The organism is Phenylobacterium sp., from assembly GCF_004799395.1.
Taxonomy (GTDB): Bacteria; Pseudomonadota; Alphaproteobacteria; order Caulobacterales; family Caulobacteraceae; genus Phenylobacterium.
The window spans coordinates 1-12,702 of record NZ_SSMZ01000267.1; the positions used below are offsets into that span (position 1 = coordinate 1).

Sequence of the window (12,702 nt, forward strand, 5' to 3'; positions counted from 1 at the left end):
TGTAGGTGTTGGTGTCGCCGATCGAGGAGTAGTCGGAGAAGCGGTAGCCGAGTTCCAGGGACACGTCCTTGGCGAAGGGCATGTCGCTGATCAGCGGCACGCGGGCTTCGCCGAACAGTTCGTAGACGTCGAAGCTGCCGTTGACCGGCGGTGCGGCGCCGCCGTTGCCGTTCACCAGGCCGTTGGTCGACAGGAAGTCGGCGACGTTGTCGAGGTGCTCGCGGCGGTACTCGGCGCCGAGGGCGACGCCCACGCCTTCCGAAGCCCACGCGCTCTTCAGGCCGTAATCGCCGAGCTTGCCGGTGAAGGCCAGGCTGACGACGCGTTCCGTCGAGCTGCCGCTGTTGAAGCTGTTGATCGACAGGAAGTTGATCGCCGCCGGCGAGATGAGCGCCGAGGAGAAGATGTTGGCCGGCACGCAGCCCGCGTCGGGGTTGCCGGCCGGGTTGCAGATCGGCGTCCCGTTGGGGCCGGTGACGGCGTTCAGGGACTGGTTGATGCGGGTGGTGTCGAAGTTGCCGGACTGGCGGTTGTTCACCACCACCGTGCCGTATTGCATGTAGCCGTCGTAGTTCCAGTTCTTGCCGAGATCGCCCTTCATGCCGATCACGATCCGGTAGTCCTGGTGCCGGAACTGGGTCAGACGGCCGGTCTGCTCGGCGTCGAGCAGGCGGCGCGAGATCGTGCCGGTGAAGATGCCGGCCGGGTTGGTGGCGCAGGTGCCGCCGCCGGTAGCCGCGGTCGGGATCAGCAGGCCCTTTTCCTGGGCGGTCAGGAAGGGGTTGGCGCAGTTGACGCTGAAGGTCGCGGCGAAGATGCCGCCCGCGGCGATCTGGGCGGTCGAAAGGTCGTCCATGAACATGGTGTTCATGTAGACGTCGGCCCAGGGCGCGATCTCGTAGTGGGCGAAGGCGCCCAGGTTGTAGCGTTCGTCAGGCCGCATGAAGTAGTTGGCCGGGCCGAAGTTGAACACGTCCGTCGCCACGCGGGGCCGGAAGGTGTTGAAGGTGGTCGGATCGACCAGGAAGCTGCCGACCCGGGCCGGATAGGCCGTGCCGGAGCCCGAGCAACCGAAACCCGCCGCAGTGGACGCCAGGGTACAGGCGCTGAAGTCGCGGGTGCCTTCCAGAATGGAGTTGTTCTGGCGGTAGGTGGCGTAGGCGGTGACGTTGCCCTTGCCGTCCGGCGCATTGGCGCCGATGACCAGGCTGACCTCGGAGCCTTCGCCGCCGAACTGGTTGCCGGGAATGGCGTCCAGTGACGGCAGGATCGCGGTCTTGGCCGCGGCGGTCAGAGCCGCCTGGCCGGTCGAGTTGTTGTTGTCATGCTGGTAGCCCGAGTACTGCGCGTCGAGGCGGACGCCCTCGAAGTTCTTCAGCATGATGAAGTTGACGACGCCGGCCACGGCGTCGGCGCCGTAGGTGGCCGAGGCGCCGCCGGTCAGCACGTCGATGCGCTCGACCAGGGCGGACGGGATGAAGTTCAGGTCGGCGGCGCTGCTGCGGGCGGACTGCGGGTCACCCGCCATCAGACGCAGGCCGTCGATCAGCACCAGGGTGCGCGACGAACCCAGGTCACGCAGGTTGACCGTGGCGGTGCCGTTCGAACCGTTGGTGATCGAGGAGCCTTGGCCCGCGAACACCTGCGGCAGGGAGTTGGTGATGTCTTCGATCCGGGTGACGCCCTCGGCCTTGATCTCGGCGTTGCCCACCGTGGTGACGGGCGCGATGGAGGTCAGGTTCGGCGACGGGAGCCGGGTGCCGGTGACGACGATTTCAGCGACATCGCCGTTCGCATCGGCCGCGGCGGCGGCGCTGGCGGCGGTCGCGGACAGGCCAAGGAAGGCCATGCCGCAGATCATCGAGGAGGCCAACAGGCGCTCCCGCGTGCTTTGAATTTTCAAGGTCTAAATCCTCCAGCGGCGGTCTCGAAAGACACGCCTACCCCCAAACAAATTCGTTCCCAGAAACCCAGTCGGCCCCGGTTACGGCGGAGTTACGGGCGTATCCAACTGCGGGTCAACGAACATTAGCTTGCCGCAATGTTGACGACGCAGACCTGTCGCATTCTGGTCACAGAATGAGCGCGCGGGCCGTAGTGCGCGCACGTTTCGCCCCTTCAGGACGCATTTGCCGCCATCCCGTCGCCAATATGCAGCCGCAACACTGTGAAGCTCCACCGCCACAAAAACGCCCGAGGCGCACCGCCTGGATCGATCGATTGCGCGCGCCGCACGGGCGGGTTTCAATGGGCGCCGGCTAGCAGTTGGGGATCGATCTGATGACAGTTTCTGGGACTCTGGCGCGCAGGGTCGCCGCGGCCATGGTGATCGCCGCTCTTTCAGGGCCCGCGCTGGCCGCCGATCCCGCGCCGGCGGCGACGCCGGAACGCGCCAAGGAAGTGCAAGAGCTCGCCGACTGCGCCAAGCTCACCGACGCTGCCGCCCGCCTCGCCTGCTACGACAAGGCCGCCCACGCGCTCGACCAGGCCGAGGCCAAGGGCGACGTCGTGGTCGTCAACCGCGAGCAGGCCCGCAAGGTCCGCCGCCAGGCCTTCGGCTTCACCCTGCCCTCGATGTCGATCTTCTCGCGCGGCGAGAAGCCGGAGGACATCGTCGCCAACGAGACCACCGTGGTCTCTGCCCGCAAAGCCCTGAGCGGCAAATGGGTGCTGAAGCTGGAAGACGGCTCGACCTGGTCACAGGTCGACCTCACCGACATCCCGATCGACCCCAAGGCCGGCGACAAGGTGAAGATCCACAAGGCCTCGATGGGCAGCTACCTGGCCACCATCGCAAACCAGCGCGAGGTTCGCGTCCACCGCGACGAGTAGCGATCTCCTCCCTTCCCGCTGCGCGGGAAAGGAAGCTACCGGTCCTTCGGATCGATCGCGTCGCGCAGCCCGTCGCCGATGAAGTTGAAGCTCATCAGCGCCGCCACCATCACCGCCGACGGGAAGACCAGGAGCCAGGGCGCGAGCTCCATGTCCGCGGCCCCGCTGGCGATCAGGGTGCCGAGCGAGGCCATCGGCGGCTGCACGCCCAGACCCAGGAAGCTCAGGAAGCTCTCCGCGAGGATCACCGCGGGGATGGTGAGCGTCACATAGACCACCACCGGCCCCAGGAGGTTCGGCACGATGTGGCGGGCGATGATGCCGCCCTGGCTGAGGCCCGCCGCGCGCGCGGCCTCGACGAATTCCTTCTGCTTCAGGGTCAGCGTCTGGCCGCGCACGATGCGGCTCATGGTCAGCCACTCCACCGCGCCTATGGCCACGAAGATCAGGATGAAGTTCGACCCGAAGGTGACCATCAGGAGGATCACGAAGAAGATGAACGGCAGGGAATAGAGCACGTCGACGATGCGCATCATCGCCTCGTCGACCCGCCCGCCGACGAAGCCCGCCACCGAGCCCCAGGCCACCCCGATGGCCAGCGACACCGCCGTCGCCACCAGCCCGATGGCCAGCGAGACCCTCAAGCCCATGAGCAGGCGCGCCAGCAGGTCGCGCCCCAGCGCGTCCGTGCCCATCAGGTGGCCGTGGACCAGCGGCGCGACCCAGACGTCAGCCTTGTTGACCTGGTCGTAGCCGTAGGGCGCGAGATAGGGCCCGACCGCCGCGGCCAGGACCAGGAAGGCCAGCACCGCCATCCCCGCAACCGCCCCGCGGTTCTTCATCAGCCGCCGGCGCGCGTCGTCCCAGAGACTGCGGCCCCTAAGCGCCGCTCGGGCCATGTCTGCCGCGCCCCTGTGCGACCCGGGGACCAGGACCCCGAGGCTCACGACAACCGCACCCTGGGATCCATGGCCGCGGCGACCAGGTCGGCCACCAGGTTCAGCGCCAGGATCAGGCCGGCGTAGACGATGACCATGCCCATCACCACCGTGTAGTCGCGCTGCAGGGCGCTGATCACGAAGAACTTCCCCAGGCCCGGCAGGTTGAAGATCTTCTCCACCACCAGCGAGCCGGTGATCAGCCCCGCGCAGGCCGGGCCGAGGTAGCTGACCAGCGGCAGCAAGGCCGCGCGCAGCGCATGGCGCACCACGATGCGCCCCTCCGACAGCCCCTTGGCGCGCGCGGTGCGCACATAGTTGGACTGCAGCACCTCGACCATGCCAGCCCGGGTCAGACGCGAGATGATGGCGACCTGCGGCAGGGCCAGCACGGTGACCGGCAGCACCATGTTGACCAACGCGCCGTTGTTCCAGCCGGCGCTGGGCAGCCAGCCCAGTTTCGAGGCGAACGCCAGCACCAGCAGCGGCGCTGTGACGAAGGTCGGCACGCAGACCCCCAGGATCGCCACGGCCATGACGCCATAGTCGGCCGGTCCGTTCTGGCGCAGCGCCGCCAGCACCCCCAGGCTGACCCCGATCAGCATGGCCAGCAGGATCGCCGAGCCGCCGAGCTTCAGGGAGACCGGGTAGTTCTCCTTGAGGATCTGCAGGACCGACTTGTCCCGGTACTTCAGCGACGGCCCCAGGTCGCCGTGCGCCACGCCCGCCAGATAGCTGAGGTACTGCACGCTGAGCGGCCGGTTCATGCCGTACTTGGCCCGAATGTTCTGCTCGATGGCGGGCGACAACCTGCGGTCGGTGTCGAACGGCCCGCCGGGCGCGGCGCGCATCATGAAGAAGGCCAGGGTTACCACCAGCAGGAGCGTCGGGATCGCCACCAGCAGGCGTCGGCCGATGAAGCGGAACATGGGCTAAAATCGCTTCTGGCGGGTCGCCATTGCAGGGCCGGGCGTTGCGAAAATTCCACCGGCCCCCGATGATGTCAACGAAGGGCCCGACCGTTCAACGAAAGACCATCATGACTGACTTCCGACGCGTCACCGACGACTTCACCACGGCGCCCCAGATCAGCGTCGCCGACGTCGTCGAGGCCAAGGCGCAGGGCTTCACCGCCATCATCTGCAACCGTCCCGACGGCGAGGATCCGGGCCAGCCCGCCGCCGCCGAGATCGCCGCGGCGGCGGAAGCCGCAGGCCTCACCTACGCCCACATCCCCGTGCGCGGCGCCCCGGGCCCCGCGGAGGTCGAGGCCATGCGCCAGGCGGTGGACGCCGCCGAGGGCCCGGTGCTGGCCTATTGCCGCTCCGGCACCCGCTCGATCACCGCATGGGCGATCGGCCAGGCGATGTCCGGCGCCCGGACCCGCGGGGAGCTGGTCAGCCTCGGCCGGGCGGCCGGCTACGACCTTTCCGGCGCGCTCGGCGGATGATGCGCGGATGATCCCCTACGTCCGCGAGATCGAATTCGAATACGGCGTCGTCCAGCAGGTCTCGCCGCTGATCCGCCGGGTGATCGCCAACAATCCGGGGCCCTTCACCTTCAAGGGCACAGGCACCTACATCTTGGGCCATGGCGAGGTCGCGGTGATCGACCCCGGCCCCGACGACCCGGCCCACCTGGCCGCGATCCTGAAGGCGGTCGAGGGCGAGAGCGTCATCGCCATCCCGATCACCCACCACCACTCCGATCATTCGCCGCTGGCCGCCGCGCTGAAGGCTGCGACGGGCGCGACCATCTACGGCTGCGCGGTCGCCGGCCACGAGGTCGAAGACACCGGCGAGGTGAAGATGGAAGCCGGTCACGACCACGATTTCAGGCCCGACGTCAGCCTTTGCGGCGGCGGGACGATCGCGGGCCCGGACTGGACGCTGGAAGCGATCCCCACGCCCGGCCACACCTCCAACCACCTCTGCTACGCCCTGCAGGAAGAGAACGCGCTGTTCTCCGGCGATCACATCATGGGCTGGTCGACCACGGTCATCACCCCGCCCGACGGCGACATGACCGACTACCTGGAGAGCCTGGCCAAGGTCCGCGCGCGCGGGTTCACGACGCTCTGGCCGACCCACGGCCCGCCGATCCGCGAGGCAGCGCCGTTCATCGACGCCTACGCCCAGCACCGCCAGGAGCGTATCGACCAGATCCTGCTGGCCCTGGCCGACGGCCCGGGGCGGATCAAGGACCTGGTTCCCAAACTCTACCGCGACGTGGACGAGCGCCTCTGGCCCGCCGCCGCCCGCTCCATGCTGGCCGCCATCATCCATCTGGAACGCGGCGGCGACGTCGAAGCCGGGGGTCCGCCGGGTCCGGACACAGTCTACAGGCTTGCCTAGCGCCTACAGGCCCCGCTCCAGCACCACGAAGGCCAGGTCGTCGCGTCGGGGCCTGCCGAAGCGGTCGTCGCCGTAGGGGAACGGCCGCGCCTCGCCGGTCAGCGCATAGCCGCGGCGCTGGTACCAGGCGATCAAGGTGTCGCGGACATTGATCACCGTCATCTGCATCCGCCGCGCGCCGCGCTCGCGGGCGTGGTCCTCGACAGCGGTCAGCAGGGTGCGGCCGAGCTTGCGGTCCTGCCGGTCGGGCCGCACGGAGAGCAGGCCCAGATACCAGACGTCGTCCGCGCCCGGCTCCAGCCAGGCATGCCCCTGCAGTTCGCCGGCTGCGTCGCGCCAGGTCAGGATCTGCGCCTCCGGCGCCGCCGCCAGGTCCGCGCGCAAGGCGTCCTCGTTGGTCCGCTCGCCCTCGAGATAGCTCTCCACCGTCCAGCTCGACTGCGGCCCGGTCCCACGATAGGCCCAGTTCGAAAGCGCCGCGATCTCCGGCAGATCGGCTTCAGTGGCGGGGTTGAGCGGGATGCCGCTCAAGCCGTTTCCTTGGCCTTGGCGGTGGGCAGGACATAGCCCTTCATCCGTTCACGGATCAGCTTCTTGTCGATCTTGCCGGTGGCGCCCAGCGGGATGTCGTCGACGAAAACCACGTCGTCCGGCGTCCACCATTTGGCGATCTTGCCCTCCAGGAAGCTGAGGAACTCCTCTTTGGAGGACTCTACGCCGGGCTGCAGCTTGACCAGCAGCACCGGCCGCTCGTCCCACTTCGGGTGAGCCGCGCCGATCACCGCCGCCAGCGCCGCCTTCGGATGGCCCACCGCCAGGTTCTCGATCTCGATGGTGGAGATCCATTCGCCGCCGGACTTGATCACGTCCTTGGCCCGGTCGGTGATCTGCATGAAGCCGTGCTCGTCGATGGTCGCCACGTCGCCGGTGTCGAAGAAGCCTTCGTCATCGAGGATGTCGCCGCCGTCGCCCTTGAAGTACTCGCCGACCACGAAGGGACCCTTGACCATCAGCCGGCCGAAGGTGGTCCCGTCGTGCGGCAGCCGCTCGCCGGCATCGTCGACCAGCTTCAGCTCGATGCCCACCGGCGGACGGCCCTGCTTCAGGGTGAAGCGCAGCTGCGCCTCGTCGTCCAGGTGCATGGTCTTGCCCGATGGCGTGGCGAGCGTCCCCAGCGGCGAGGTCTCGGTCATGCCCCAGGCGTGGGTCACCGAGACGCCGTAGTCGTCGCGGAAGGCGCGGACCAGGGCTTCGGGCACCGCCGAGCCGCCGATCACCACGCGCTTGAGGGTCGACAGGCCCAGCTTGTTCTCGCGCATATGGCCCAGCAGCATCTGCCAGACCGTCGGCACCGCGGCGGAGAAGGTCACCGCCTCGCTTTCCAGGAGCTCATAGACCGATTGGCCGTCGAGCTTCTGGCCCGGCATCACCAGCTTCGCGCCCACCGCCGAGCATGAGAACGCCAGGCCCCAGGCGTTGGCGTGGAACATCGGCACCACCGGCAACACGGTATCGGTGGCCGAGATCCCCATCACATCCTTGCCCATGGTGACGAGGGTATGGATGAAGTTCGAGCGGTGCGAATAGAGCACGCCCTTCGGATTGCCGGTCGTGCCGGAGGTGTAGCAGAGCGCCGCGGCGGTGTTCTCGTCGAAGTCGCCCCAGACGCACTCAGGCGAGGCCGCCGCGATCAGCGTCTCGTAGCAGAGCGCGCCCGGATAGGCCGCCGGGTCCATGTGGGCTTCGTCGGTCAGCACGACGACGTGCTTCACCGTCGGCATCTTGGCGCGATGCTCCAGCAGCACCGGCAGGAAGGTGAGGTCAGTGAAGATCACCCGGTCTTCGGCGTGGTTGATGATGTAGCAGAGCTGCTCGGCGAACAGCCGCGGGTTCAGGGTGTGGCAGACCGCGCCGATGCCCATGATGCCGTACCAGGCCTCGATGTGGCGCGCGGTGTTCCAGGCCAGAGTCGCGCAGCGGTCGCCCGGCTTGACGCCCAGGGTCTTCAGCGCGCTCGACAGGCGCTTCGCCCGACCATGCACCTCGGCGTAGGTCGTGCGCACGATCGGCCCCTCGACCGAGCGGCTGACGATCTCGCGGTCGCCGTGCCAGTTCCTGGCGTGGTCCAGGATCTTGTCGACCGTCAGCGGCCAGTCCTGCATCAGCCCGTGCATCTTCAAATTCCTCCACGCCGGCCCCCGCCGGTCTTCCCGATCAGGCTATTGTTATCAGCGTTCAGAAGCAACGCGGCGCCCCTCAGCGTCGCGGGCCGCGCGCCTTGGCGATCCAGGCGGGGCCCTCCTGGGTGATCCAGCCGCGCGCATGGGCCTCGTCGCGGAAGCTCTGCACCTTGTCCACATGGCCGCTCGGCCAGGTGATTTCCACGTAGTATTCGGAAAAGAAGCCGAACGACTTCGGCTCCATCTTGGGATCGTCCTCGAGCATGGACGCAACATGCCACGGGGGGATTGCGATCGGAATTCGATTGCGAAACGCGTCGCTCAAAAGACTCCCCGTCTGGCGGCAGTGTTGGGGCGAGGTCTTTAGCGCCTCAGGCTTTCCAACCACGTCTCCGCCGCCTCGCCGGTCGGCAGCGTCGCATCGACCCGAGCCCAACCCGCCGGCTGGCCCGAATGTCGCGCGATCTGGTCACGCAGGACTTGCTGCGTGGCGTCCGAGGCGTCGCCCACCCGCCCGCCGACACGGGCTTCCAGCACCTCGGCGGGCGCCTCCAGCCATGCGCCATGGAAGGGAACGCCGATCTCGGCCGCCAGGGCCTCGGCCCGCGCGCGCAGCGGTGGCTCGGTGAAGGTGGCGTCCAGCACCACCGCGTGACCGGCCCTCAGCGACATCCGGGCGGTCGCGAACAGCTCGTCGTAGACCCGGGCGTAGAATTCCGGGGTGTAGGTTTCCGGCGGGAGGCGATCCACCGGCCCAGCGCCGGCCAGCCGCTTCCTCGCCTCGTCCGTCCGCAGCACCACCGCGCCCGGCGAAGCGCCCAGCCCCGGCGCCGCGGCGCGGGCGAAGGTGGTCTTGCCCGCGCCGGAGAAGCCGCCCACGGCGGCCAGCATCGGCGGCGGCGGCGACAGGTGCGCGATGGCGGCCTCCACATAGGCCCGGGACAGGGCCAGATCGCCCGAGTGCGCCGAGACGTGGGCCCGCACGCCGGCCCGCACCGACAGCATCAGCGGCAGGGCCGCCAGGCCTTCCCAGAGCCCATCCGGAAGGCCCCGCGCCGCCTCGTCCAGATAGGCCGACAACACCCGGACCGCGGCGTCGCGCCGGCCCCGGAAATCGAGGTCCATCAGCAGGAACGCCAGGTCGTACTGCACGTCCAAGTCGCTCAGCAGGTCGTTGAACTCGATGCAGTCGAACAGCACTGGCTGACCGGCCTCCACCAGGATGTTGGCCAGGTGCAGGTCGCCGTGGCAGCGGCGCGAGAAGCCGGCGTCCCGCCGCGCCTCCAGCAGGTGTTTCCGCCGCGCCAGCTCCTCGGCGGTCCGGGCGACCAGCAGTTCCACCCGGTGGTGATCCAGCCCGCCGGTCAGGTCGCGCAGCAGATGGGCGTTGGAGCCGACCGTGAAGGCCAGCGCGCTCCAGCCGCCCTCAGGGCGCAGGGGCGCGGCGGCGTGGAAGCCAGCGATGGTGCGACCCAGCGCCTCGGCCATCGCCCCGTCGATCGCGCCGGGATCGTTGGACAACACCGCCCCGTCGTCGAAGCGGCGCATCTCCAGGGCATATTCGACAACCTCGCCGCCGCCGTCCCAGTTGAAGCCGCCGGGTCCACGAGCAATGGGGCGCACGCGGCGATAGATGTCCGGCGCCGCGGCCCTGTTGAACTCCAGCTCCCGGTCCAGCGCCCACTTGCGACGCTCCGGCGTGGAAAAGTCGACGTAGCCGAGGTCGACGTTGCGCTTGACCTTCCAGGCCACGTCGCCGGCCAGGAAGATGCGCGCGCAGGCGGTCTCGATCGCCCGTTCCGATTGGTCCTTCAGCCAGTCCACGAGCGCGGCCTCTTCTGCTGCGCTCAAGGAAACAGCCTGTGGATCGTCCAGCCCTCTCCCGAGCGCGCGAACACCAGCCGCTCGTGCAGGCGGAACGGCCGGTCGCGCCAGAACTCGATGCTTTGAGGCTCCACGCGCCAGCCGGACCAGTGCGGCGGACGCGGGACCTTGCCCAGGCCGAACTTCAGTCCGAACTCGGCGATCTTCTTCTCGAAGGCCAGCCGGTCGGGCAGCGGTCGCGACTGCTCCGAGGCCCAGGCGCCGAGCTGCGCCGGACGCGCGCGGGTCGTCCAATAGGCGTCGGCCTCGGCGTCCGAGACCGGGGTTGCGGCCCCGCGCACCCGCACCTGGCGGCGCAGCGACTTCCAGTGGAACAAGAGCGCCGCCTTCGGATTGGCCGCCAGTTCGCGTCCCTTGGCGCTGCCGACATTGGAATAGAAGACGAAGCCCCGCGCGTCGGCCTCCTTCAACAGCACCATGCGCGCGTCCGGCAGGCCGTCGGCGTCGACGGTGGCCAGCGACATGGCGTTGGCGTCGTTGGGTTCCTTGGCCACCGCCTCGCGCAGCCACTCGTTGAACAGCGTGAACGGATCGTCGTCGCTGAGCAGCGGCAAGGCCTCGGCGGATGCGACCTGGCGGACATAGTCGTCCTCGCTTGGCGACGGCGGGATCAGGGTCTTCTCGGTCATCGCCTGCGATATAGCCCGAGGCGGGCGAAAAGCACGAGAGGCGGCAAGGTTTAACCCGCCATTGACCATGTCGGCCCGATCCTGCGCGCAGATGAGTTCCGCCCCGCCGATTTCACTGAAGACCGCGCGCGATGTGCTGGGGGTGGGTCCGTTCTACACCCCGGCCGACCTGCGCCGGGCTTTCCGCGAAGCCGCCAAGCGCGCCCACCCCGACCGGCCCGGCGGCGGTGAGGAGCACTTCCATCAGGTGGTCGCGGCCTATCACCGCCTCCAGGCGGCCGAGGCCGTGCGCGACCGGATCATCCAGCCGCCGGTCCCGCGACCGCCGCAGCCCGCGGTGCTGACCCTCGGCCCGGAAATCGCCCTGCGCGGCGGCGTGGCCGAACACCGCGCGCGCGATGGCCGAACGTTGCGCGTCACCCTGCCGCCAGGCCTGCGCCAGGGTGACACCGTGCGGGTCGACGGTGTCGAGCTTCCCGTCGTGCTGGTAGGTGCGCCCGCGATGCAGGTGCGCGGCGACGACCTGTGGATCACCGCGCCGGTCGATCCGCGCCGGCTGGCCGACGGCGGGCGCGTGGCGGTGGACACGCCCATTGGCCGACGCATCGTCTGGCTGACCAAAAAGGCCGGCGAACGCAAGCTGGTCCGCCTGGCGAACCAGGGCCTGCCGGCGCGTGGACCCCACCGCCAGGGCCACCTCTTCCTGCGCCTCGCGCCGGCCGCGCCGGGCCAGGCCGACAGCGCCGCGCGCACCCTGCTCCGCCGCTTCGCCGCCGCCTGGGCGGCCTGACCTGACGGCGATTTAAGCGGCGCGGATGCGGCGCCTCGCCTAGGGTCGCGCCGACGATTCCCCGGAGCCGCCGATGCATTTGTTGAACCTGCTCGCCATGGCCGCCGTCGCCGCCCTGACCGCCACGGCGGCCCTGGCCGACACCACGCCGGTCGGCGAGCGCCACCTCACCACCACCAATCCCACCGCCGCCCTGCGCGACGCCGATCACAAGCCGACCGTGCGCATCACCGTCTGGTATCCGGCCGCCGAGGGGGCCGACGAGAAGTCCCTGGACCTCGGCCCGCCTGGCCAGCCGATGTTCTATGTGGGTTCCGCCGCCCCGGACGCGCCCTTCGCCGACCAGCGCCGCCGCGCGGTGATCCTGTTCAGCCACGGCTTCGGCGGATCGGCGCGGATGATGGGCTGGTTCACCACCGTGCTGGCCCAGCAGGGCTTCATCGTCATCGCCGTCGACCACCCCGGCAACAACGGCGTCGACAAGATGACCGTGGCCGGCGCGACCATGTTCTGGGACCGTCCCGGCGACCTGCAGGCCGCGCTGGACCAGGTGGCCTCCGACCCCGTGCTCGGCTCGCACCTGGACCTGCGGCGCGTCGGCGTGGCGGGCTTCTCGGCCGGCGGCTTCACCGCCCTGGCGGCCGGCGGCGCGCGGGTCGACCTCGCCCGCTTCCAGGCCTTCTGCAAGGAGCACCCCGACGACGGGGTCTGCAAGCCGCAACAGGAGCTGGCGGTCACCCAGGACGAGGCCACCGCAGCGCTGAAATCGCCCGAACTCGCGGCGGAAGTCGCCCACGCCGGCGACGACCATACGATTCGCGGCGTGCGCGCGATCTTCGCCATGGCCCCGGCGATCGTCCAGGCCTTCGATCCGGCAAGCCTGGCGGCCATGACCACGCCGGTGTCGATCATCCTGGGCGAGGCCGACCCGGTCGCCCCGCCGCACACCAACGGCGGCGTTGCGGCCCGGATGATCCCCCGCACCCAGCTGAAGGCCCTGCCCGGCGTCGGCCACTACGACTTCCTGTCGACCTGCACCCAGGCGGCGATGAACCGCGGCGTGCCGCTGTGCCGCGACATCCAGGTCCCCCAGGG

At 69.3% G+C, this 12,702-nt stretch carries 13 protein-coding genes; 5 read left to right on the forward strand and 8 right to left on the reverse strand.

Going from position 1 to position 12,702, the window contains the following annotated elements:
* On the reverse strand, positions 1–1,903 hold a 1,903-nt coding region (locus tag E8A12_RS17100), incomplete at its 3' end, for a TonB-dependent receptor plug domain-containing protein (protein WP_293371017.1).
* 377 nt (positions 1,904–2,280) lie between these two features.
* On the opposite strand from E8A12_RS17100, the gene E8A12_RS17105 reads away from it, so the two are divergent.
* Positions 2,281–2,832: a hypothetical protein gene (locus E8A12_RS17105; protein WP_293371019.1), complete on the forward strand. Its 552-nt coding sequence runs from the start codon at positions 2,281–2,283 to the stop codon at positions 2,830–2,832.
* A gap of 35 nt (positions 2,833–2,867) precedes the next feature.
* Here the strand turns inward: E8A12_RS17105 and E8A12_RS17110 are convergent, their stop codons facing one another.
* Positions 2,868–3,731 carry an ABC transporter permease subunit gene (locus E8A12_RS17110; RefSeq protein WP_293371021.1) on the reverse strand — a complete coding sequence of 288 codons (864 nt, stop codon included), beginning with the start codon at positions 3,729–3,731 and terminating at the stop codon, positions 2,868–2,870.
* A 44-nt stretch (positions 3,732–3,775) separates the two neighbouring features.
* The gene (oppB, locus tag E8A12_RS17115; RefSeq protein ID WP_293371023.1) at positions 3,776–4,699 is read right to left on the reverse strand and encodes an oligopeptide ABC transporter permease OppB; all 924 of its coding nucleotides are present in this window, start codon (positions 4,697–4,699) and stop codon (positions 3,776–3,778) included.
* A gap of 110 nt (positions 4,700–4,809) precedes the next feature.
* Here oppB and E8A12_RS17120 point away from each other — a divergent pair, with 110 nt between their 5' ends.
* Positions 4,810–5,220: a TIGR01244 family sulfur transferase gene (locus E8A12_RS17120; RefSeq protein WP_293371025.1), complete on the forward strand. Its 411-nt coding sequence runs from the start codon at positions 4,810–4,812 to the stop codon at positions 5,218–5,220.
* Between the two features lie 7 nt (positions 5,221–5,227).
* The gene (locus tag E8A12_RS17125; RefSeq protein WP_293371027.1) at positions 5,228–6,124 is read left to right on the forward strand and encodes an MBL fold metallo-hydrolase; all 897 of its coding nucleotides are present in this window, start codon (positions 5,228–5,230) and stop codon (positions 6,122–6,124) included.
* Between the two features lie 3 nt (positions 6,125–6,127).
* Here E8A12_RS17125 and E8A12_RS17130 read toward each other — a convergent pair whose 3' ends face one another.
* From E8A12_RS17130 to pdxH, 5 genes are all read right to left on the reverse strand, one after another.
* The gene (locus E8A12_RS17130) at positions 6,128–6,655 is read right to left on the reverse strand and encodes a GNAT family N-acetyltransferase (protein ID WP_363212367.1); all 528 of its coding nucleotides are present in this window, start codon (positions 6,653–6,655) and stop codon (positions 6,128–6,130) included.
* The gene (locus E8A12_RS17135; RefSeq protein WP_293371029.1) at positions 6,652–8,298 is read right to left on the reverse strand and encodes a long-chain-fatty-acid--CoA ligase; all 1,647 of its coding nucleotides are present in this window, start codon (positions 8,296–8,298) and stop codon (positions 6,652–6,654) included. Before E8A12_RS17135 ends, E8A12_RS17130 begins: the two co-directional genes overlap by 4 nt.
* An 82-nt stretch (positions 8,299–8,380) precedes the next feature.
* On the reverse strand, positions 8,381–8,569 hold the full coding sequence (locus E8A12_RS17140) for a hypothetical protein (protein ID WP_293371031.1): 189 nt from the start codon (positions 8,567–8,569) through the stop codon (positions 8,381–8,383).
* A gap of 98 nt (positions 8,570–8,667) precedes the next feature.
* Positions 8,668–10,155: a bifunctional aminoglycoside phosphotransferase/ATP-binding protein gene (locus E8A12_RS17145; protein ID WP_293371033.1), complete on the reverse strand. Its 1,488-nt coding sequence runs from the start codon at positions 10,153–10,155 to the stop codon at positions 8,668–8,670.
* The gene (pdxH, locus tag E8A12_RS17150) at positions 10,152–10,817 is read right to left on the reverse strand and encodes a pyridoxamine 5'-phosphate oxidase (protein WP_293371035.1); all 666 of its coding nucleotides are present in this window, start codon (positions 10,815–10,817) and stop codon (positions 10,152–10,154) included. The genes E8A12_RS17145 and pdxH overlap by 4 nt, the downstream gene beginning before the upstream one ends.
* A gap of 91 nt (positions 10,818–10,908) precedes the next feature.
* On the opposite strand from pdxH, the gene E8A12_RS17155 reads away from it, so the two are divergent.
* Together E8A12_RS17155 and E8A12_RS17160 are read left to right on the forward strand one after the other, a co-directional pair.
* Positions 10,909–11,607 (forward strand): DnaJ C-terminal domain-containing protein, encoded by a 699-nt coding sequence (locus E8A12_RS17155; RefSeq protein ID WP_293371037.1) that lies wholly within the window; start codon positions 10,909–10,911, stop codon positions 11,605–11,607.
* A gap of 73 nt (positions 11,608–11,680) precedes the next feature.
* A partial coding sequence (locus E8A12_RS17160; RefSeq protein ID WP_293371039.1) for an alpha/beta hydrolase occupies positions 11,681–12,702 on the forward strand: 1,022 nt, incomplete at its 3' end.

Excerpts from the sequence above, each read along its gene's own strand:
- oppB (WP_293371023.1), bottom strand. The coding sequence starts at position 4,699 with ATGTTCCGCTTCATCGGCCGACGCCTGCTGGTGGCGATCCCGACGCTC.
- E8A12_RS17135 (WP_293371029.1), bottom strand. The coding sequence starts at position 8,298 with ATGCACGGGCTGATGCAGGACTGGCCGCTGACGGTCGACAAGATCCTG.
- E8A12_RS17110 (WP_293371021.1), bottom strand. The coding sequence starts at position 3,731 with ATGGCCCGAGCGGCGCTTAGGGGCCGCAGTCTCTGGGACGACGCGCGC.
- E8A12_RS17120 (WP_293371025.1), top strand. The coding sequence starts at position 4,810 with ATGACTGACTTCCGACGCGTCACCGACGACTTCACCACGGCGCCCCAG.
- E8A12_RS17155 (WP_293371037.1), top strand. The coding sequence starts at position 10,909 with ATGAGTTCCGCCCCGCCGATTTCACTGAAGACCGCGCGCGATGTGCTG.
- E8A12_RS17125 (WP_293371027.1), top strand. The coding sequence starts at position 5,228 with ATGATCCCCTACGTCCGCGAGATCGAATTCGAATACGGCGTCGTCCAG.
- E8A12_RS17105 (WP_293371019.1), top strand. The coding sequence starts at position 2,281 with ATGACAGTTTCTGGGACTCTGGCGCGCAGGGTCGCCGCGGCCATGGTG.
- E8A12_RS17140 (WP_293371031.1), bottom strand. The coding sequence starts at position 8,569 with ATGCTCGAGGACGATCCCAAGATGGAGCCGAAGTCGTTCGGCTTCTTT.
- pdxH (WP_293371035.1), bottom strand. The coding sequence starts at position 10,817 with ATGACCGAGAAGACCCTGATCCCGCCGTCGCCAAGCGAGGACGACTAT.